Source organism: Bhargavaea cecembensis DSE10, assembly GCF_000348905.1.
Taxonomy (GTDB): Bacteria; Bacillota; Bacilli; order Bacillales_A; family Planococcaceae; genus Bhargavaea; species Bhargavaea cecembensis.
In genome coordinates this window covers 22,538-43,752 of record NZ_AOFT01000010.1, presented here as the reverse complement: position 1 = coordinate 43,752, position 21,215 = coordinate 22,538, and the positions used below count along the sequence as shown (strand labels likewise).

Genomic DNA, 21,215 nt, shown 5'->3' with positions numbered 1-21,215 from the left:
CACCTTTCTATTGTCCTGCGAGTCTCCGGACCACGGCTGCCGTCTTTTCCGCGGCAGTCCGGATGTCTTCTTCCGATAGTCCGTATCCGAAGCTGAAGCGGACGGAATTGCGCAGCTCTTCCGCCCCGTCTCCATACATTGCAACGAGCACATGTGACGGATCGATCGACCCCGCCGTGCAGGCGGAGCCGCTCGATACATGAATGCCAGCCAGATCCAGGTTCACGAGCAGCGATTCAATATCCGTTCCCGGGAAGCTGAGGTTCAGGATATGCGGAAGCGTTTCTGCCCCTCCGGCATTTACACGATGGGCGATGCCGGACTCCTCAAGAGCACCGGTCATGATGTGCTTGAATGCCCCATGCCGTTCCCGGCGTTCCGGGAGCGTCTCATGGGCGATTTCCGCCGCCTTTGCAAATGCCGCGATGCCCGGCACGTTTTCCGTACCGGCACGGCGTTTCCGTTCCTGTTCCCCGCCGGAAGTCGGCGGTATGAGCTTCGTGCCGTTTTTCTGGTAAAGGAAACCGATCCCCTTCGGCCCGTTGATTTTATGCGCAGATGCACTGAGCAGGTCCACTCCGAGTTCCCCGACATCGATCGGAATCTCTCCGAATGCCTGGACGGCATCGGTGTGGAAGGCGGCCCGGTGCTCTTTCAGGATTTCTCCGATTTCGCCGATCGGCTGAATTGTGCCGACTTCATTGTTTGCCGCCATGATCGTCACAAGGATCGTATCGTCACGGAGGGCATTCCTGACATCCTCAGGAGACACACGGCCTTCCTGATCGACCGGCAGCCAGGTTACCTCATAACCACGCTTTTCAAGACGTTTGCACGCGTTGAGTACCGCATGATGCTCGATTTCCGTCGTGATGATATGCCGCCCTTCATCCGATCTTGCTTCGGCGGTGCCGAAAATGGCGAAGTTGTCGCTTTCCGTGCCGCCGCCCGTGAAGATGATCTCTTCCGGACGGGCACCGATCCGGCCGGCAATGGTTGCCCGGCTGTCGTCAAGCAGCTTCCTCGCGGCTCGTCCCGTGCCATGGATGCTCGAAGCATTTCCGTATGTGCTTGTGAGAAGTTCCGCGTATATCCGCGCCACTTCGGGATGGACCGGGGTCGTGGCCGCATGGTCCAGATAGATTCCGTTCATCTTCAAAACCCTTTCCCAGCAGCGCCGCCGGCTTATCGGTCTTTTTCCGCGCCGGCGGCTGACGTCAGGCCATTAAATATAGAACATGTAGCCTTCGTCTTCGCTGTCAGATTTCATATTGATCAGGTCTTCGATCGTGACAGTGTCCAGCACGTCCTTCACCGCGTCGCGGATGCGTCCCCACAGCTGGCGCTGGGGCTGTGGTTCATCTTCGATTCCCTCGACCGGCTGGATCGGCCCTTCCAGGACACGGATCACATCGCCTGCCGAGATCTGGTGCGGCGGCTTGGCCAATTTATATCCGCCGTGCGCGCCCCGTACACTTTTGACAAGCCCCGAGTTGCGGAGCGGCGGTACAAGCTGTTCGAGATATGCCTCGGACAGGTTATTGATTTCTGCGATTTTCCGGAGCGGAACAGGCCCGCTCCCGTATTGCCGGCCGAGCTCGATCATGATTGCCAGCCCGTAACGGCCTCTGGTCGATATTTTCATCGGTACACCTCTACCCTGCGGATTTCTATCCGCCATTATAGCACAACAATTCCCGGCCCCGCGCATGAAGAGTCCCGGGAGGACATGTATAATGGAAGGATGGATGACTGAAAGGGCTGATTTCATGCAGAACGAACCGCTCGCCTACCGGATGAGGCCAAGAAATATAGATGAGATTGCCGGCCAGAAGCACATCATCGGTGAGGGGACCGCACTGTACCGGATGATCAAAAACGGGCATGTGCCGTCCATGCTTCTGTACGGCCGTCCCGGTGTCGGCAAGACATCGCTCGCGCATGCGATAGCGGGCACAAGCGGCCTGCCGTTCATCGCGCTGAACGCCACAGTGTCCGGCAAAAAAGATGTGGAGCGGGTCGTCGACGAAGCCCGTGTCACCGGCAAGGTGATCCTCTTCCTGGATGAGATCCACCGATTCAACAAGCTCCAGCAGGACGCCCTTCTCCCCCATGTGGAGAACGGATCAATCGTGCTGATCGGTGCCACGACCGAAAATCCGTTCCATGACGTGAATCCAGCAATCCGATCGAGGTGCGGAGAAATCCTCCAGCTGAAGGGTCTGGAAGCCGGGGACATCGATGAACTGATCCGGAGGGCGCTCTCGGACGAAGACCGTGGACTCGGACGGATGGCTATCCAAATAACCGATGAACAGATCAGCCGTCTTGCGGAAGGCGCGGGCGGCGATGCCCGGAAGGCCCTGACGCTTCTTGAGTCGGCCGTGCTGGCATCCGACGAGGAAGACGGCACGACGACCGTGGAAGATGCGGTGATCAAGAGCCTGATCGGGCGCTCCGGCGTGTTCGGGGACAAGAACGGCTCCCACTTCTATAATCTCCTGTCCGCCCTCCAAAAATCCGTGCGCGGAAGTGATGCGGATGCCGCCGTCTTCTACCTGGCGCATCTCTTGGAGTCGGGTGACCTGACGGCCGTTTGCCGGCGGCTCCTCGTCATGGCCTATGAAGATATCGGCCTTGCCAATCCGGATGTCGGCGCACATGTGCTGGCCGCGACACAGTCGGCGGAACGGCTCGGCATGCCGGAGGCACGGATTCCGCTCAGCGTGGCGGTCATCGAGATGTGCCTCTCCGAAAAATCCAACTCAGCGTACCGCGCATTTGACGCAGCGGCAGCCCTGATCCATGCCGGAGACACCGGGGACATCCCCCAGCATCTCAAAGATGCCCACTACGCCGGTGCCGCAGCTCTCGGCCATACCGGATACAAGTACCCCCACGACACCCCGCTCGGAGAGTTCGGCGGCTGGACCAGCCAGCAATACCTTCCCGACAAGGTGGCTGATGAACGGTTCTATGAACCCGTCATCGCCGGCAAGGAGAAAAAGATGGCCGGCATCTATAAAAAGCTGAAGCAGTTTATGAAAAAACCATGAAGAAGCCGTCCGCCCGGGACGGCTTCTTTTGATTGGGGGCAGACGGAGTCGGCATCGCCGTTCCTTGTTTCAACTTCGGGCTCCATACTGCAACTTTTCATTCCTTATTTCAACTTTGCAATCCTTATTTCAACTTGCGACTCCTTATTTCAAATTCCCAGTCCATATTTCAACTTGCCCTGCCTTATTTCAACTTCACAGTCCATGCTGCAACTCCGGACTTCATGTTTCAACTTCCCAATCCGGTTAACATAAAATTATCTGACTCCTCAAGGGAGACAGAGAAAAAATCCGCTCCCCATGGGGAACGGATTTTATTTATTCGCCTTTTACGCGCTTGATCCCGATGTCTTTCACGATGTCATTCAGCACCCAGGAAGCGCAGAACAATCCGGCGGTCGACGGGACGAATGCGTTTGATGCAGGAGGCATTTTGGCCTTGCGGATCTTTGCATCCGGCTTCCCCACCACTTCGTTTACTTCTTCCTTGGAGATGATCGGACTTTCATCGGAGAATACGACCGGGACGCCTTTCCGGATGCCGTCCTTGCGGAGCGTCGTCCGGATCACTTTGGCGAGAGGGTCGGTGTGGGTTTTCGAGATGTCCGTGATCTTCAGCCGAGTCGGGTCGGTTTTGCGGGCGACCCCCATGCAGGAGATGACTTTCACGCCGCGCTTCACGCACTCTTTGATCAGATGGATCTTGTAGGCGATCGTGTCGGATGCATCGATCACGTAGTCCGGGTTCAGATCGAACAGCTGGTCCGCGGTTTCTTCCGTGTAGAACATATTGAGTGTGATCACTTCGCAGTCGGGATTGATGTCCGCAATCCGCTCTTTCATGATATCGGCTTTTTTCTTCCCGATCGTCGACAAGTAAGCGACAAGCTGGCGGTTGACATTCGTGATGTCGACTTCGTCCTTGTCGATCAGAATGATCCGGCCGATTCCTGTCCGGGCGCAGGCTTCCGCCGCGAATGAGCCGACCCCGCCGACGCCAAGCACCGCGACGGTTGTCTGCCGGTATCGGTCAAGCCCCTCTTTTCCTATGGAAAGTTCATTTCTGGAAAACTGGTGAAGCATGGGGGTTCCTTCCTTTCACAATCGAAAATAAAAGCCTCCCGCTCAGGCGGGAGGCGGTCAGTCAGAATGGGACAGATCCCGATCGTGCCGTCTTTGGGTAATCGTTTTGAACCCGCACCAGGCAGGTGGGTGTCCTCACCGGCACGTTTGACTTCCCCGCTAGAGGGCATGCCAGCAATGCCGGTATTCGGACTCCCTTACGATTTGAATGTTCGGTCAAAACTGATAGACAAATAACGAACACATCAGGATCTGTATTGGAATTATAGTAACATATCCGAATCTTGGAATCAATGCTGAACGTTTGTGGCTTCCGCCTTATTTTCCTTCCGGAGCTTTATACCCAGTTCCTGTAGTTGCGCGTCGGATACGCCGGACGGCGCTTCCACCATGAGGTCGCTCGCGCTTGCCGTTTTCGGGAATGCGATGACGTCGCGCAGGCTGGTTGCGCCCGAAAGGAGCATGGCGAGACGGTCGAGCCCGAAGGCGATCCCGCCGTGCGGAGGCGTGCCGTAGTCGAAGGCATCGAGCAGGAATCCGAATTGGGCCTTTGCTTCTTCCTCGGAGAATCCGAGCGCCTTGAACATTTTTTCCTGGATATCGCGCTCATAGATCCGGAGAGAACCTCCGCCAAGTTCAAAGCCGTTCAATACCATGTCATAGGCCATCGCCCGGACTTTCTGCGGATCCGTGCCGAGCTTTTCGATGTCTTCGCGGACCGGCATCGTGAACGGGTGGTGTGCGGCATAGTAGCGGCCATCTTCTTCGTCGTATTCGAACAGCGGCCAGTCGGTCACCCACAAAAAGGCATAGCGGGACTCGTCGATCAGTCCGCGGTCCTTGCCGAGCTTGAGGCGGAGTGCACCGAGAGCGTCTGCAACGACCTGCTTTTTGTCGGCGACGAAGAGCAAGAGGTCTCCGGCTTCCGCTTCCAGTGCGGACTTCAGCTGTTCCGCCGCGTCGCCTTCAAAGAATTTGGAGATCGGGCCCTTCAGGCCGTCCTCCTCGACCTTCATCCAGGCCAGACCCTTGGCACCGTACCGGCCCGCAAACTCACCGAGCGCGTCGATGTCCTTTCGGGAATAATCGCCCGCGGCGCCCTTGACGTTGATCGCCTTGACCTGACCTCCGGAGGAAACCGCTCCTGCGAACACCTTGAACGCGGAGTCTGCGACCACTTCTGAGACATCCTGCAGTTCTAGTCCGAACCGGACATCCGGCTTGTCGGAACCGTACCGGGCCATCGCTTCGTCATAGGTCATGCGCTGGAACGGCGCAGACACTTTCACGCCCTTGACGTCCTTCATGACTTTTTGGATCAGCGCTTCGTTCAGGCCGATGACGTCTTCCATCTCGACAAAGCTCATCTCCATGTCGATCTGGGTGAATTCCGGCTGACGGTCCGCCCGAAGGTCCTCGTCACGGAAGCATCGGACAATCTGGTAATACTTGTCGAAACCGGATACCATGAGCAGCTGCTTGAAAAGCTGCGGAGACTGCGGAAGCGCATAGAATTCCCCGTCATGCACACGGCTCGGAACAAGGTAGTCCCGGGCGCCTTCCGGAGTCGACTTTGTCAGGTACGGTGTCTCGACTTCCATGAAGCCGTTGTCGTCCAGGAAGTTCCGAACCGTCTTCATGATGTCCGAGCGCATCTTGAACGTCCGGTACATTTCCGGCCGGCGCAGGTCAAGATAGCGGTATTTAAGGCGGATTTCCTCACCCACGTTGTTTGCATCTTCAATGACGAACGGCGGGTTCTTCGCTTCGTTGATGATATCGATCTCTTCCGCCTGCACCTCGATCTTGCCGGTTTTGAGATTCGGGTTCACCTGATTTTCCTGGCGCCCGATCACCGTACCCCGTACCTCGATGACGAATTCGTTTCGCAGGCGGTCGCCCGTCTGCATGGCCTCTCCGGAAAAGTCCGGGTTGAATACGACCTGGACAATCCCCGTGCGGTCACGCAAGTCCACGAAAATCAGGCCGCCAAGGTCACGGCGCCGCTGCACCCATCCTTTCAGAACGACTTTCTGTCCGACCTGTGCCTCGGTGACTTCACCGCAATAGTTGGTTCTCTTCATATCTGCTCTTCCTTCCTCCACTCAAGATCTGCTTTTCAGGGTTTCCGCCAGACGGGTGAATTCCACCGTCTCCTGTGTGCCTTCCGCCATATTCTTGACGCCGGCAGCTCCGTTTTTCAGCTCATCTTCGCCGATCACGATGACATATCCGGCTTTCTGGCGGTCTGCCGCTTTCATCTGGGCCTTCATCTTCCTGTTCATGTAATCCATGTCGGCCGCTATGCCTTCCCGGCGCAGGTTCCCGAGAATCTTGACCGCTTCTTTCCGCGACTCTTCATCCAGAGCGACGATAAATGCGTCCAGGCGGCTTTCGGTCTCCGTCATCTTGCCTTCCGCCTCCAGCGCCATGAGGAAACGCTCGATGCTCATGGCAAATCCGATGCCCGGCGCTTCCGGGCCGCCGATTTCCTCGGAGAGCCCGTTATAGCGCCCGCCTCCGCAAAGCGTCGTAATGGCTCCGAATCCGTCCGAAGTGCTCATGATCTCGAAGGCAGTGTGATTGTAGTAGTCCAGCCCCCTGACGAGATTCGGATCCACCACATACTCGATTCCGAGTGCGTCAAGTGCCGTTTTCACTTCTTCAAAATAGGCTTCGGACTCCCCGTTCAGGTAGTCGGTGAGCGCCGGGGCGGTTTTCATCAGCGGGTGATCCCGGTCCACTTTGCAGTCCAGGATCCGGAGCGGATTTTTCTCGAGCCGGTTCCGGCAATCACTGCAGAACTCGCCGATCGACGGTTCAAAATGACGGATCAGCGCTTCCCGGTGTGCGTTCCGGCTTTCCATGTCGCCGAGCGAGTTGATCACAAGACGCAGATCCTTGAGTCCCGCACGCTGATACACATCCATCGCAAGGGAGATGACTTCCGCATCGATTGCGGGAGAGTCGCTTCCGATCGCCTCCACTCCGAACTGCACGAACTGCCGGTAGCGGCCTGCCTGCTGGCGCTCATAGCGGAACATCGGCCCCATGTAATAAAGTTTCACCGGCTGGTCCGGAGATCCGAACAGCTTGTTTTCGACAAATGCCCGGACGACCGGCGCGGTGCCTTCCGGACGGAGGGTCAGGGAACGCCCGCCCCGGTCTTCAAATGTGTACATTTCCTTCTGGACGATATCCGTCGTGTCCCCGACACTTCTTGTGAACAGTTCCGTCTGCTCGAAAACCGGTGTCCGGATTTCTTCATACCGGTAAAGCCGGCAAGTTTCCCGGATCAGCGACTCGACCGCCTGCCAGCTCCCCGTTTCTGCGGGAAGCAGATCCTTGGTTCCTCTAGGCACTTTGAACATCATTGATTTCCCATCCTTCCCAGGAATGAAAAAAGAGCCCCCGTCCCCTGCATCTCTGCAAGGGACGAAGGCTCCATTTAGCCACCGCGGTTCCACCCTGATTGGCGCAGCACGGCTGCACCCACTCGGTCCGGGTAACGGCCGGTTCCGTCTTCTCCTACGCGGGGATGTCTCCCTTTTCGAAGAAAAGCCTCACGGATGTTGTTCACTGCCCGTGTCCTGCAGGTGGGATTTCAGCCCGGGTCCCACCCTCTCTTTTCAGGACAATGGGCCGCTACTTTTCCGGTCAGTGGCGTCCATTCCAGTATCAATTAACCATTATGTTAATGACTAAAGAATCAACTGTCAACCGTTATCGAAAAAGGTATAGAATTCTCGGGCTCTTCACCGTAAACTTATCCTTAAGGAGGGGGATGCATGAGGAACAAACGAAAAATCGGATTATCCATCCTGCTGATCTTCGGGCTGCTGCTCGGCTTCCAGGGGACACCCGGCACTGCCACGGCAGCGGGCACTGTAACCGTCGACACCGATTCCATCAATGTGCGTTCGGGCCCGGGACTCACCCATGGCGTGACCGGTTCACTGAAGCGGGGCGACACGGTCAAGGTGCTCGGGTCTGAAGGTGATTGGCTGTATGTGGATGCAGGCTCATCCACAGGATATATCGCCGCCTACCTCACCAAGTCGTCAGCGGCTCCGGCATCCGGAGCGGACACCGTCATCTCACAGGTGGACAGGCTGAACGTACGCGCAGAGCCGACTACGTCTTCCGCAGTTCTTCTGAAGATGAACCGCGGCGACCAGGCCACTTCCCACGGTTCATCCGGCGGATGGACGGAAGTAACCGTGAACGGAACGCGGGGCTGGGTTTCCAGCGAATACATAACCGCCTCCTCGGCTAATTCCGAGACCAAAAAGGCGAAAACAGCAAACGAAACGTTCACCGTCTCCGTCTCCGCCCTGAATGTCAGGGAAAATCCGGACCTGAACGCCGGCAAAGTCACCGTGGTCCGGCAGGGTGAAACCTATCCGATCAGTGAAACCAAGGGCAACTGGGTCAAGCTTGCCATTGACGGCAAGGAAGGCTGGGTGTATTCATTCCATGGCACGCGATCGTCCGGCGGTGCTGTAGCCGGCACTTCTGCAGGAGAATCCGGATCGGACTCCAAAAGCCAATCCGCAACCGTCACGATTCTTTATGACGGAACGAACCTCCGGAGCAGCGCCTCCACTTCCTCCCGTGTGGTGGACCGGGTGGAAGCAGGACAAGCTTTCAGCGGTGTCCTGGAAAATGACTGGTACCGCATTTCACTCAATGACGGCACGGAAGCCTATGTGGCGAGCTGGGTCGTCTCGGTCGGCGGGGAGGCGGCAGAACAGCAGAAAGACAAAAAGAAAAAAGCCGGCCGCAAGGCGGGAACGCTGAACGGGCTGACCCTGGTGATCGACCCGGGTCACGGGGGCTATGACGGCGGGACAACCGGTTTGAGGGGGACGGATGAGAAAGACCTCACCCTCCCCACTGCGGAACTTCTCGCGTCCAAGCTGAGAGCCGCCGGCGCTGAAGTGATCCTGACCCGCGAGACCGATGAATACGTGGGCTTGAGAAAGCGGGTTTCGGTAAGCAACCAGGCGGGAGCCGATGCGTTCATCAGCCTCCATTACGATGCCACGACCGACCACTCGGTCCGAGGATTCACCACCTATTACCAGAAGTCGATTGAAGAGTCTCTCGCAGAGTATATTAATCAATCCCTCGGTAAATCAGTAAGCCTGAAGGACCGCGGAGTCCAGAAAGGCAACTATCTTGTGCTCCGCGAAAACCGGCAGCCGTCCATCCTTATAGAACTCGGCTTCCTCAGCAACCTGTCCGAAGAACGCCGGGTGAAAAACCCGGAATACCGGGAACAAGCCACCGATGGCATCTATAAAGGGATTATTAAATACTTTGATTCCCAGTTAGAAAAATAACAGGCTGAACCGATTCTGGTTGTCACCAAACTGCAGACAATGGAGCACATCGCTCAATTGTCTGCGTTTTTTTCATTTCCGGAAAATCCTCCGGATTTCCGCTGCGGGCCCTTCGCTTTCCGCGGGCCGGCGCCGAGCCCCGCGACTGCGTCTTGCTTGCCTGCTGCCCAACGCTTCGCTTGTGGGCGCAGACGCCAGTCTTCGTACTGGCTTATGTCCGGCTTTTCCCGCAGGAGTCTCGGGCCCTCCGCTTCAATCCGTAATAGGGCTTATTGGGGCGAACGGTACCTGGTGCTAGGGGCATGACTTGGAGTAACAGGGCTCTCACTTGGAGCTAGGCGGGCCCACTTGGAGTATCGAGTGTCTATCTAGTGATTCAATGAGAGCATGGTTGTAAATTGTTCATACGCTTCTCCACAAAAATAACAGATCGGACCCAGAAAGATTACTTCTGGGTCCGATTGTTAAGTTTAAGCAGTGCTCATTCGGATTCTACGTTTATCATTTCTTCGACTCAACAATGACCGTAACCGGTCCGTCGTTGACTAGGCTGACGTCCATCATGGCGCCGAATACGCCGGTTTCCACTTGGAGTCCGAGGTTCCGGAGCTCCTCGTTAAACTGCTTGTATATCGGCTCGGCCTGTTCGGGCCTTGCCGCTTCCGAGAAGCCGGGACGGCGGCCCTTTGCCGTGTCCGCATACAAGGTGAATTGGGACACCGAAAGCACGGAGCCGCCGGCTTCCAGGATCGACAGGTTCATCTTTCCATCCCCGTCTTCAAACAGGCGCAGGTTCGCGACCTTGTTCGCCACATACCGGACATCATCTTCCGTGTCGGTATGGGTGATGCCGACGAGGAGCACATAGCCGCTGTCAATGGCGCCGGTCACTTCCCCGTCGACGGTCACGGAGGCCTTCCCGCTCCGCTGGATGACCACTTTCATTCCAAACTCCCCCTTAGCTCAGTTCGTGACCCGCTGGACATAATAGATATCGCGGATCTGCTTGATGCGCTCAACGATCCGGTGGAGGTGGGTGATGTTCGTGATCAGGAGCGTCATGTTGATGGTCGCAATCTTGTTTTTGTCACTTTTCGCGCTGACGGCCGTGATCACCGTCTTCAGGTCGTTGACGATGTACATCACTTCATTCAGAAGACCGGGCCGGTCGAATCCGGATACTTCAATGTCCACCTGGTATTCCTTCGTCTTCCCTGCCGGACTGTTTGCCCATTCCACGTCGATCAGCCGGCTTTCCGTATCTTCCGGCAATACATTCGGGCAATCTTCCCTGTGCACGGATACGCCGCGGCCCTTTGTGATGTAGCCGACGATCTCATCACCCGGCACCGGGCTGCAGCAGCGGGACAGACGGATCAGCAGGTTGTCGATGCCCGGGACGATGACTCCCGATTCCGTCTCTTTTTTCGGAGCCGGGGCAGCCATTTCCTTGGTGATCTTCTCCAGCTGCAGCTCGGCTTCTTTCTCTTTTCGGAGCTTGTCCGTCAGCCGGTTGACCACCTGCTGGACGGTGATGCCGTTGAATCCGACCGCGGCATGCATGTCCTCTTCATTTGCGAAGTTGAACTTGTCGCACACCCGCTTGATGTTTTCCTCTGTGAGGACCTCTTTTTTCGGGAGCCCCCGCTCTTTGAGTTCCTGTTCGATCATCTCGCGGCCCTTTATGATGTTTTCATCACGCAGCTGCTTTTTGAAAAACTGCTTGATCTTGTTTTTGGCCTGGGAGGTATTGGCGATCTTGAGCCAGTCGCGGCTCGGGCCGAACGACTGCTTGGACGTCAGGATTTCCACGATGTCTCCCGTTGCGAGCTCGGTGTCGAGCGGGACAATCTTGCCGTTGACCTTGGCGCCGATCATCTTGTTGCCGACTTCCGAGTGGACCCGGTAGGCAAAGTCGATCGGGACCGAACCCGACCGGAGCTCCAGCACGTCGCCGTTCGGCGTGAAGACATAGACCATGTCGGAGAACAGGTCGTACTTCAACGATTCCATGAACTCTTCCGCATTTGAGGATTCGTTCTGGAAGTCGAGAATTTCGCGGAACCAGGTCAGCTTGGAATCGAGGCTGTCCTGCTTTTCCTGTAGGTTTTTGCCTTCCTTATACGCCCAGTGTGCCGCGACCCCGTACTCGGCGATGCGGTGCATCTCGTCCGTACGGATCTGTACTTCGAGCGGCTCGCCGTGGGGTCCGACTACCGTCGTATGGATCGACTGGTACAGGTTCTGCTTCGGCATGGCGATGTAGTCCTTGAACCGTCCCGGCATCGGCTTCCAGAGCGTATGGATGATTCCGAGGACGGCATAGCAGTCCTTGATGCTCGAGACCTGGACGCGGATGGCGAGCAGGTCATAGATCTCATTGAACTGCTTGTTCTGCATGACCATCTTGCGGTAGATGCTGTAGATATGCTTCGGTCTTCCGGAAAGTTCGGTTTTGATGTTTACCTGTTCCAGTTCGTCGCGGATCTGATCCATGACCTTCCGGAGGTAATTTTCCCTCTCCGTCCGCTTCCGTTTCATCAGGTTGACGATGCGGTAATACTGCTGAGGGTTCAGGTAACGCAGTGCCGTGTCTTCCAGTTCCCACTTGATTGTCGAAATTCCGAGCCGGTGTGCGAGCGGAGCGAAGATTTCGAGCGTCTCCGCCGATACCCGGCGCTGCTTTTCGGGGCTCGTGTACTTGAGTGTACGCATATTGTGAAGGCGGTCCGCCAGCTTGATGAGGATGACCCGTATGTCCTGTGCCATCGCGAGGAACATCTTTCGGTGGTTTTCCGCCTGCTTTTCTTCTTTCGACTTGTACTTCAGCTTATCCAGTTTGGTGACGCCGTCAACCAGCCTGGCCACTTCCTCCCCGAACCGGGAGACCAGCGCTTCCCTCGTGACTCCGGTGTCCTCGACAACATCATGCAGGAAGCCTGCCGCCACCGTCTCCGGATCCATCTGGAGTTCGGCAAGGATGCCCGCGACCTGCACGGGATGTGTGATATACGGTTCGCCCGAGCTCCGGGTCTGCCCCTCATGTGCCTGTTCAGCCACCTCATAGGCATCCTTTACGAATTGGACGTGTTCCTCATTCATATAGGAGGAGACGGATGCGAAAACATCTTCCACCGTCATCACCGTATTTTTCGCCATTCCGTCCACCGCCTTTCAATTGCTTTTCTGATATAAAGTAAAACTATTTTATCAAAAAAGCGCGTTTTTGCAAAAACGCGCCCTCGAATCAGACCCCCGGCTTCCGCCGGGGGCCGAATCAGTCTTCGTATTTCATCAGTGCATGGACATCGTAGCCTTTGAGGCGTTCACGGCCGTCCAGGTAGGAAAGTTCGATGAGGAATGCGCAGCCTGCCACTTCTCCGCCGAGTTCTTCGACAAGTTTGACTGTCGCCTCGACTGTTCCGCCGGTTGCCAGAAGGTCATCGACGATCAGCACTTTCTGTCCCTGCTTAATCGCATCGCGGTGGATGGTCAGGACATCCTTGCCGTACTCCAGGCCGTATTCGACCCTGATCGTTTCACGAGGAAGCTTGCCTTCCTTCCGTACCGGCGCGAAGCCGATGTTGAGTGCATAGGCGACCGGGCATCCGATGATGAACCCGCGTGCTTCCGGGCCGACAATGATCTCGGCGCCGACTTTCTTCGCGTACTCGACGATCTGGTCGGTCGCGTATTTATAGACAGGACCATTGTCCATGATTGTCGTAATATCCTTGAAGCTGATGCCTTCCTTCGGATAGTTCTCGACAATCGTCACGTATTGCTTTAAATCCATAGTTGCTGCTCCTCCCGGGCGGTTTCCGGTGCATCCAGGATGCTGCCGATGACCCGCCGTAATTCCTGATAGGGCGAATAAAGTAAAGTCTGCTCGATATTGATTCGCCGCTCCAGTCCCGAATAGGTTTCGGATTCGGACAGGTCCCGCTTCGGCGGGCTGCCTACGACTGCGGCGAGTCCATTCTCCATTGTAACAAAACCGAGCTCAAAAAACACCTTTGTCATAAAAATAACCGTATCCCGGCTCCAGCCTTTATGTTTGGCAAGACGTTCCCCTTCGCGCATAACGTGGAAGCTTCCCTTTTGCTTAAGGAACGTATAGTACCAGCCGAACTGCTTCCGGTCGGGAATTCCCATGAAATAGCGGGACTCGGGCACATGGAAGTGCGCATAGATCCGGGAAGGCCCGCAGGAACTGAGAAGCCCCTCAAGTTCCTCCAGCGAATCGGGCAGATCGAGCAGGACAAGTGTCTGTGAACGCACGGGATCCAGCTCCGCCGGCTGAACAATTTCCTTCCCGGTGTCTGCCCGGAATTTACGGACGCTTTCCTTTTTGAAGGCAACAAATACCGCTTCTTGAGGAATGGAAGGAAGCCACCTGGAAAGCATGCGTTCCCCCCGCACATCAAACAGCTGCCAGCCGTCCGATTTCAGGTCTGTCAGCATCAGCTGCGGCTTTTTCCGGCCGTTCCACTCATTGATCTGCAAGTCTCCCGCGAGGCTCACCCGGGCATCCGGTGTCAGCTCGTCCTCCAGATGGCCGAGCCCGAATCCGACGACATCGAGTGTGTTGGCGCCGTCCGATACGGCTAGCTTCAAATGGTTTTTCATCGACCCGATTTTTCGGCTCGACTCCACACTCAGATTCGGCAGGCAGTAGACCGGTTTTGCAAAGCCGACACCGTACGGTCCAAGTTCCGCAAGGGATTCGATCGATTCTATATCGACTTCCTCCAGTGTCAGCTGCACATCGACATCCAGTGTCGGGATCAGGTCCTCTTCCGTCAGCACTTCCTCACCCTGAGTGATGAGGTTTTCCCTAAGCTGCGTGACATGTTCGATCGGCAGTGTCAGCCCGGCCGCCATCGGGTGGCCGCCGAAATGAGGGACAAGATCCGCATTTTTCTTGAGCTCACGGTACATGTGGAAGCCCTCGATGCTCCTGGCGGATCCTTTCGCAATCCCCTTTTCCGGGTCGAGCGCAAGGACGATCGACGGACGGTAATACTTTTCGGTAATCCTCGAAGCGACGATTCCGACGACTCCGGGATTCCATCCTTCACCCGCGACCGTCAGCACATGAGGAACCGCATCGCCATATGTATCCTCGATCTGCGCGATCGCTTCATCGGCGATGGAAGCAACCATCTTCTGCCTTTCCTTGTTCCGGTCATTCAGCTGAGACGCAAGCATGGATGCTTCAGCCGCATCCTCCGTCAGGAACATGCGGACGGCCGGCTCCGCATCGCCCAGACGGCCAAGTGCATTGATCCTCGGGCCGAATGCGAAACCGATCGTTTCTTCATTGATTTCCTGCTGGCGCACATCCGACACGCTGCTCAGCGCCCGTATGGCCGGATTGGCTGTGTGCCTCAGTTTCTCGATGCCCATTTTGACGATGAGCCGGTTTTCGTCATGCAGCGGGACAAGGTCGGCAACCGTACCGATTGCACCGAAAATCAGCGAGTCCGCCGGAAAGTCGCCGGTCAGCGCATGCGCGACTTTAAGGGCAACCCCGACTCCTGCCAGTTCCCCGAACGGGTAGTTCCCTTCCGGATGGCGCGGATGGATGATGGCATCCGCCTCCGGCAGGACCTCACCCGGCTCGTGGTGATCCGTGATGATCACATCCATGCCCATCTCTTTGGCGGCAGCCACCTGTGCATTGCCCGAGATGCCGTTGTCGACCGTCACGATCAGCGAAGCACCGCGCTCGTAGACCTCACGGAACAGGTCCGTATTCGGGCCATACCCGTGTTTGAACCGGTTCGGGATGACATAGAAGGCATCCGCGCCAAGCGAAAGCAGTGCCTTCATGAGGACGGTCGTGCTCGTGACGCCGTCTGCATCGTAGTCCCCATAGACGGCGATGCGCCGTCCTGTGCGGATATGCTTTTGGATCAGGTCGACCGCTTTGTCCATGTCTTTCATGAGAAACGGATCATGCCAGCTTTCCGTGCCGATCCGGATGAAGGCGGACGCTTCCTCCGGGTCCGTGAATCCCCGCGACGCCAGGACCTTCGCCGCGATCGGCGAAAGCCCGAGGGCCTGGCGGAGCTTTTCCGCCGCCCCCGCATTGCTGTCCTGCGTCCGCCAGCGCTTCATCGATTCTATCATTCCATCACTTCCTTGGGGTCTATTATACATGAGATCGGGTGATCCGTTCTATCGGTGCAAATTGATGGAAGTGAAAGAATCGTTACGGAATTGCCCAAAAAAACCTCCCGGCATGTTGTCGGGAGGTTAGCGGCCAGTGCCGCCAAGGTTATTGTCACGCGGTTCTGCGTCCGGCTCCGGGGCAAATGCCGAAGCGGCATGCTGAAGGGTCGCAATTTCGTTTTGCTGGTCCGCAATCATGATTTCCTTCTCGTTGACTTCCCGCTCCAGCCGCTTGATCTTCCGCTTCTGCATGAAGGTGCGGAACATCGACACCAAACCGCTCACGGCAGCCCCGAGCAATGCAGAACCCAGTATGACGAGGATAAGCGGCCACTCCGCCGTTCCGAACACATAGTTCACCGGTACCGGATCCACATTGACGATTGCAAACCAGGCAACGATGATGGCAAGAATGAGTCCCAAAAGCAATGTCCACTGGAATTTCATTTGAGGTCCTCCTTTCCATACAAAAAAGACAGGGCATACAGATGTATACCCTGTCCATTTAGGAGCGGAAACCTGATCAGACGACCGGTTCGTCGGAGCCCCAGTTCTTTTCTTTTTTCTGGACGTCGAGCGTCCCTTTCTTTTTGATCTCCCTCTTCTTCAGCTGCAGCCACAGCTGGGCGGCGATGAAGATCGACGAGTAGGTACCCGCGATCAGGCCGAACAGGAGGGCAAGCGAGAAGTTCCGGATCGATTCGGAACCGATGAAGATCAGTGCCAGAACGACCAGGATCACCGTCAGGACGGTATTGAGCGACCGGCTAAGGGTCTGTCGGAGCGACTTGTTGACGACATTGGCCAAGTCCTGCTCCGTCTCGATCTTCTTCATCTTGTGCAGGTTCTCGCGGATCCGGTCGAATGTGACGATCGTATCGTTGATCGAGTAACCGACAATGGTCAGGACGGCTGCGATGAAGGTGATGTCGACTTCCAGCCTCAGCAGACTGAAGAGTGCCACCATGAAGAACGCATCGTGCAGGAGCGATACGATGGACGCCACACCCATGCGCCACTCAAATCTGAAGGCAACATAAATGATAATCCCCAGCATGGCGATGGCCAGCGCTTTGACCGCATTTTCCGCCAGTTCTTGCCCGACAGTCGGAGAAACGGTGCTGACATTCGGTTCGTGGCCATAAAGCTCACCGAGGTCCGTTTTCAGCTGGTTGATCTCTCCCTGACTCAAGTCTTCCTTATAACGGAAAACGGCAATTTCCTTGTTTTCACCCGAGATCAGGATGTCTTCGGTCGGATGGCCAACCTCTTCGAGGGACGCGGCCACTTCTTCTTGAGTAAGCGGTTCATTGGACAGCACTTCCACGCGTGTACCGCTCGAGAAGTCAATGCCGAGGTTCAGCTTGAAAATCCCAAGGACGATGGCACCTGCTACGAGGAAGATGATTGAAGCCGTAAAGAACTTTTTCCGGTTCCCCGCAAAATCAAAGCGGTCAAATCGAGTGGTAAGGTCGAGGACATCCAGCTCTTCCTCTTTCGTATGGATATACTTTCTCGAAAGGCCGAACGCGCCGGGCTTACCATCAAGCATGTTGCTGTGGACAAGCAGCCCGAGCAGCAGGCGCGATCCCCAGACAGCAGTGATGAAGCTGAGCAGGATCGACAGGATGAGCATCGTCGCGAACCCTTTGACAGAGCTTGTCCCGAAGACGAACAGGACGCCTGCCGCGATCAGCGTGGTGATGTTCGCATCAAGAATCGCCGTGAAGGACGATTTGGCCCCCGCCTTGAACGCTTCCTTAACCGTACCGCCGATCCGCAGTTCCTCACGGATCCGCTCGTAGGTCAGGATGTTGGCATCGACCGCCATCCCGACACCCAGCACGATCGCCGCGATACCCGGAAGCGTCAGCACGCCGTTCAGGAGGTTAAAGACAAGGATTAGCAGATAAACGTAGACAGACAGCGTGATGACGGCAACGAAGCCTGCCACACGGTAGTAGACGAGCATGAAGAGAAGGACGAGGGCGATACCGATCGCCGCAGCGATGACCGTCTCCTCGAGCGCCTGCTCACCAAACTGGGCGCCGACCGACGTCGAGTAGATCTCTTCCAGATTGACCGGAAGCGCACCGGCATTCAGGATACCGGCAAGGTGCTTCGTTTCATCAACCGTGAATGAACCTGAAATTTCGACGTCTGAAGAAAGAATCGGACTGGAGACGTTCGGTGCGGAGATGAACTTCGGCTCCGGCTTCGTCACTTCCTCCGCGAAGCTGTCCACGCCCTCTTCAAAGTCGAGCCAGATGACCAGCTGGTTGTTCGGCGCCATCGAGGCGATTTCGGAAGTGACCTCACCGAATTTTTCCGCGCTCTTCAGCTGGAGCGTGACGATCGGCTGCCCCTGGTCGTTGAACGTCGACTGGGCGCCGCCTTCGACCAGGTCATCCCCGTCAAGCATGAGACGGTCACTTGTGTCGCGGAATGTCAGATTGGCCTGTGTCGACAATAGTTCACGGGCCGATTCCTGGTCCTCAATACCCGCAAGCTGCACCCGGATCCGGTTACCGGACTCGATCTGGATGCTCGGCTCACTTACGCCAAGCACGTCGATCCGGTCGGTCAGTGCCCTTGCGGTGTCGGCCACAACTTCTTCTGTAATCTTCTGGCCTTCACGGAGCGGTTCCACCTGGTAGAGCACTTCGAACCCGCCCTGAAGATCCAGGCCGAGGTTGACATCCTGGGCGATCTGCTTGCCCGTTCCCGCAATTGTCGTGGCAAACAGTACCAGGAGCAATAGAAAAGCGACTATGCGCCCTCGAGTTTTCATGTTTGTTCCCCCTATTCAATTCGCAGCAAAAGACAGTGTCCTTCAACTGCCGGACACCTATTTATAGACGCACAAAAAAAGCAACAGTTCCATTATGGAACACGTTGCCTGCCGTGTCAATTCGGCCTTTGGGCTGTTTGCGGGTCCCCATTTCTCCCTTTCGGAGCAAGAAGCTCACGGAATTCTTCTTCGTCCAGCCCTCCAAAACCGCTGTTTCCTGCCGCTTTCTTAAACCCTTCCACCTGGGTGTGGGTCATGTACCTGGAAGGCGAGATGGACAGAATGTCACCCACGGCCTCGTGGACCGGAATCGCCCGGATTTCTTTTTTGCGCCATAGTTTACCGAGGCAATACGTCCACAAATCTTCTTCCGTGACAGAACCATAGCCGTAAAAACTGAATTCATCCGCTTTGTTCGAAAGCGCCGGCCGGACCCGGTCGAAGAGGTCACCGAAATTATCGTGCGCCATGTTGTCACATCCTCTCCGTGAGTCGTACGGGCCCTCGCTCCCGCATACGGATATTGTATAAGATTTCGGCCACCAAGAGAAGGAAGTGTTCAATGTGTCGACATTTTTCCGGGGCACCATCATCCTGATGGGCGCGGTCTTCCTGTCCAAGTTTTTCGGCTTCATCTACCGGATGCAGTTTATGCGGGTTGCGGGGGAAGAAGCGGTCGGCACTTACATGACCGCCTATCCGGCGTTCATCTTTTTCCTTGCCCTGATCCAGCTGGGCCTGCCGATCGGTGTGGCCAAGGTTGTCGCAGAATTGCATGCGAAGGGAGAACGGAACGGACTCCAGCAGGTGATGCGTACCTCTGCTATCCTGTCTGTCGCCGCTTCAATCGTCCTCCTCCCGCTGTTCATCCTCGGCATCCCTTATTTGTCCGGGACGCTTCTCGGCAACCCGGAAACGTCGGTTGTGCTGTACATCTCATTGGCCGCGCTGCCGATCGCGACCGCTTCCGGTCTGATCCGAGGGTATTTCCAGGGAATTGCACGGATTGAGGAAACCGCCTGGTCGCAGATTCTCGAGCAGACAGTGCGGATCGCCCTCATCAGCTTCCTTCTTCCGATGTTCGCTGACCCGTCCCGTCCGGCGATGACGGCCGGTTACGCAATGGCCATCACCGGAGCTGCCGAGATCGCGACCCTTCTGTACCTGTACATCAAGTACCGTCAGGTCAAGCGCGGCAAATCCGAAAAGCCGAAGGGGCTGTACCCTCTCCGGCCGATCCTGTCCGTGTCTCTTCCGTCTTCCGGAAGCCGCCTGTTCGGCTCGTTTACCTGGTTCCTGGAGCCGATCGTCTTTATCCGCGCGCTGGGCATGGCCGGGATCGGGGTGACGGCTGCCACCTCGCTGTACGGCGTCATCTCGGGTGTCCTCATCCCGCTGCTTTTGTTCCCGGCCTTTATCTCGCATGCTTTGTCCGTCGTCCTTGTGCCTGCTGTGTCGAGCGCGGCAGCCCTGAACGATATCCGGCTTCTGCGCGAACGGATCCATCTGTCACTTCGGATTTCCGCGATCACGGGAAGCGTCGCCGCCGCCGTGTTCTTTCTTCACGGAGAGGAAATGGCGGTTAAGCTGTTCCATATTTCTGACGGCGGCGCTTATATGCTGATGCTTGCTCCAATTTTCTTCTTCTATTATATACAGGGTCCGCTTCACTCCATCCTGCAGGCCATGCAGGAGGCAAAAGCCGCCATGATGAACTCCGTGTATGGCGGAATCGGAAAACTCCTCGTGATGTTCGTGCTGGCCTCACAGCCGGGCCTCCAGGAAGCCGGAGCCGTCATGGCCATCGGTTTCGGCGTGCTGGTCACGTCGTTCCTCCATATCGCGACACTCCGCAAAAAGCGGGAGGCCTCCACCGGTTTCACGATGTTCATCATCCCGTACCTGTCCTTTATCCTGACCGTCGTCGCAAGGCCGCTCCTGATCGAGGAAGTGCCGTTCGGCATGCTTGGCGACATCGTCGTCACGTCCGTCTTCCTTCTCGTACTCCTCGTCCTGTTCCGGTATTTCCGGCTGTCCGACCTGCGGACGGTCCGCAAGCTTGCCAAACGGTTCTGACGGCTAGCCCGTCCTGCCCTTTTCCTGGATGTGGAGTCCGTCCTTATCAAGCGTGCAGAAAAAGATCTGTTCCGGCCCGCTGTATCCCGCATCCTTCAGTTCATTCATCAGCCATTCGAGGTCCTTGCCGATCAGCGGAAGATGTTCCCTCTGGATCACCCCGTCAGAAATCAGCGGGAGGATCGGCTTGTCACTGTTTTTTTCAAATACCGCCAGATTGCCGCTCGGCTCAAGGAAGGCATACGCGACATTCCGTACGGAAGCCACCTGCTGCTCCCGGAGCTGCTGGAGCAGGTCATCGATGTTGTAGCGCTGCTGTCTCATATTCTGTTCTTCGATCACGCCGTTCCGGATGATGACCGACGGATCGCCCTCGACGACATCCCGGAACTTTTTGCTTTTGAGGGAAATGTAGGACGCCGAAATCTGGATGAGCAGGAGCACCAGGATCGGCATGATCGCCATCAGCAATGAACTGTCCGGATCATCAAGCGCAAAGGCGGCCACTTCCGCCATCAGCACGGAAATGACAAGGTCGACTACGCTCAGTTCCCCCAGTTCCCGCTTTCCCATGAGCCGCAGCACGATGATGATGAGCACATACAGGAAAACCGTCCGCCATACCACTGCCAGCAAATCTTCCATGATGCACCTCTTTTCCCGCTCAGTATGGGGAATCGCGGCGGG

General features: G+C 56.5%; 16 protein-coding genes, 1 other RNA gene and 1 other annotated feature. Of the genes, 3 read left to right on the top strand and 14 right to left on the bottom strand.

Features of this window, described 5'->3' with window-relative positions; translation table 11 throughout:
• Positions 1–7 precede the first annotated feature (7 nt).
• Both C772_RS10430 and cymR read right to left on the bottom strand, forming a co-directional pair.
• Positions 8–1,153, bottom strand: coding sequence for a cysteine desulfurase family protein (locus C772_RS10430; protein WP_008299836.1), 1,146 nt, complete (start codon positions 1,151–1,153; stop codon positions 8–10).
• 72 nt (positions 1,154–1,225) lie between these two features.
• Entirely contained in the window at positions 1,226–1,645 is a 420-nt protein-coding gene (gene cymR, locus C772_RS10425) for a cysteine metabolism transcriptional regulator CymR (RefSeq protein ID WP_008299834.1), read from the bottom strand.
• 124 nt (positions 1,646–1,769) lie between these two features.
• Here cymR and C772_RS10420 point away from each other — a divergent pair, with 124 nt between their 5' ends.
• Complete coding sequence (locus C772_RS10420; protein ID WP_035002171.1) at positions 1,770–3,056, top strand: replication-associated recombination protein A; 1,287 nt, start codon at positions 1,770–1,772, stop codon at positions 3,054–3,056.
• Positions 3,057–3,374: 318 nt separating this feature from the next.
• Here C772_RS10420 and C772_RS10415 read toward each other — a convergent pair whose 3' ends face one another.
• The 4 genes from C772_RS10415 to hisS all read right to left on the bottom strand — a co-directional run bounded on the left by C772_RS10415 (position 3,375) and on the right by hisS (position 7,513).
• The gene (locus C772_RS10415) at positions 3,375–4,139 is read right to left on the bottom strand and encodes a tRNA threonylcarbamoyladenosine dehydratase (protein WP_008299831.1); all 765 of its coding nucleotides are present in this window, start codon (positions 4,137–4,139) and stop codon (positions 3,375–3,377) included.
• A gap of 71 nt (positions 4,140–4,210) precedes the next feature.
• A non-coding RNA gene (gene ssrS / locus C772_RS16390) (6S RNA) lies at positions 4,211–4,394 on the bottom strand.
• A gap of 35 nt (positions 4,395–4,429) precedes the next feature.
• A complete protein-coding gene (aspS, locus tag C772_RS10410) occupies positions 4,430–6,223 on the bottom strand; it encodes an aspartate--tRNA ligase (protein ID WP_008299830.1) in 1,794 nt (597 codons plus the stop codon).
• Positions 6,224–6,244: 21 nt separating this feature from the next.
• Positions 6,245–7,513 (bottom strand): histidine--tRNA ligase, encoded by a 1,269-nt coding sequence (hisS, locus tag C772_RS10405; RefSeq protein ID WP_008299829.1) that lies wholly within the window; start codon positions 7,511–7,513, stop codon positions 6,245–6,247.
• 54 nt (positions 7,514–7,567) lie between these two features.
• Positions 7,568–7,809, bottom strand: a binding site (T-box leader).
• A gap of 118 nt (positions 7,810–7,927) precedes the next feature.
• On the opposite strand from hisS, the gene C772_RS10400 reads away from it, so the two are divergent.
• Positions 7,928–9,484: an N-acetylmuramoyl-L-alanine amidase gene (locus C772_RS10400; RefSeq protein ID WP_008299828.1), complete on the top strand. Its 1,557-nt coding sequence runs from the start codon at positions 7,928–7,930 to the stop codon at positions 9,482–9,484.
• A 501-nt stretch (positions 9,485–9,985) separates the two neighbouring features.
• Here the strand turns inward: C772_RS10400 and dtd are convergent.
• From dtd to C772_RS10365, 7 genes are all read right to left on the bottom strand, one after another.
• Positions 9,986–10,429, bottom strand: coding sequence for a D-aminoacyl-tRNA deacylase (gene dtd, locus C772_RS10395; protein ID WP_008299827.1), 444 nt, complete (start codon positions 10,427–10,429; stop codon positions 9,986–9,988).
• An 18-nt stretch (positions 10,430–10,447) separates the two neighbouring features.
• Entirely contained in the window at positions 10,448–12,643 is a 2,196-nt protein-coding gene (locus tag C772_RS10390; protein WP_008299826.1) for a RelA/SpoT family protein, read from the bottom strand.
• A gap of 118 nt (positions 12,644–12,761) precedes the next feature.
• The gene (locus tag C772_RS10385; protein ID WP_008299825.1) at positions 12,762–13,280 is read right to left on the bottom strand and encodes an adenine phosphoribosyltransferase; all 519 of its coding nucleotides are present in this window, start codon (positions 13,278–13,280) and stop codon (positions 12,762–12,764) included.
• Positions 13,271–15,619, bottom strand: a complete 2,349-nt coding sequence (gene recJ, locus C772_RS10380; protein WP_008299824.1) for a single-stranded-DNA-specific exonuclease RecJ — start codon at positions 15,617–15,619, stop codon at positions 13,271–13,273. The genes C772_RS10385 and recJ overlap by 10 nt, the downstream gene beginning before the upstream one ends.
• A 126-nt stretch (positions 15,620–15,745) precedes the next feature.
• The gene (locus C772_RS10375) at positions 15,746–16,108 is read right to left on the bottom strand and encodes a LapA family protein (RefSeq protein ID WP_008299823.1); all 363 of its coding nucleotides are present in this window, start codon (positions 16,106–16,108) and stop codon (positions 15,746–15,748) included.
• 76 nt (positions 16,109–16,184) lie between these two features.
• On the bottom strand, positions 16,185–18,452 hold the full coding sequence (gene secDF / locus C772_RS10370; protein WP_008299822.1) for a protein translocase subunit SecDF: 2,268 nt from the start codon (positions 18,450–18,452) through the stop codon (positions 16,185–16,187).
• Positions 18,453–18,568: 116 nt separating this feature from the next.
• A complete protein-coding gene (locus C772_RS10365; RefSeq protein WP_008299821.1) occupies positions 18,569–18,922 on the bottom strand; it encodes a post-transcriptional regulator in 354 nt (117 codons plus the stop codon).
• Positions 18,923–19,016: 94 nt separating this feature from the next.
• On the opposite strand from C772_RS10365, the gene C772_RS10360 reads away from it, so the two are divergent.
• Entirely contained in the window at positions 19,017–20,528 is a 1,512-nt protein-coding gene (locus C772_RS10360) for a putative polysaccharide biosynthesis protein (protein WP_008299819.1), read from the top strand.
• Between the two features lie 3 nt (positions 20,529–20,531).
• On the opposite strand, the gene C772_RS10355 is transcribed toward C772_RS10360, so the two are convergent.
• Positions 20,532–21,173, bottom strand: a complete 642-nt coding sequence (locus C772_RS10355) for a DUF421 domain-containing protein (protein WP_008299817.1) — start codon at positions 21,171–21,173, stop codon at positions 20,532–20,534.
• Positions 21,174–21,215: the final 42 nt, after the last annotated feature.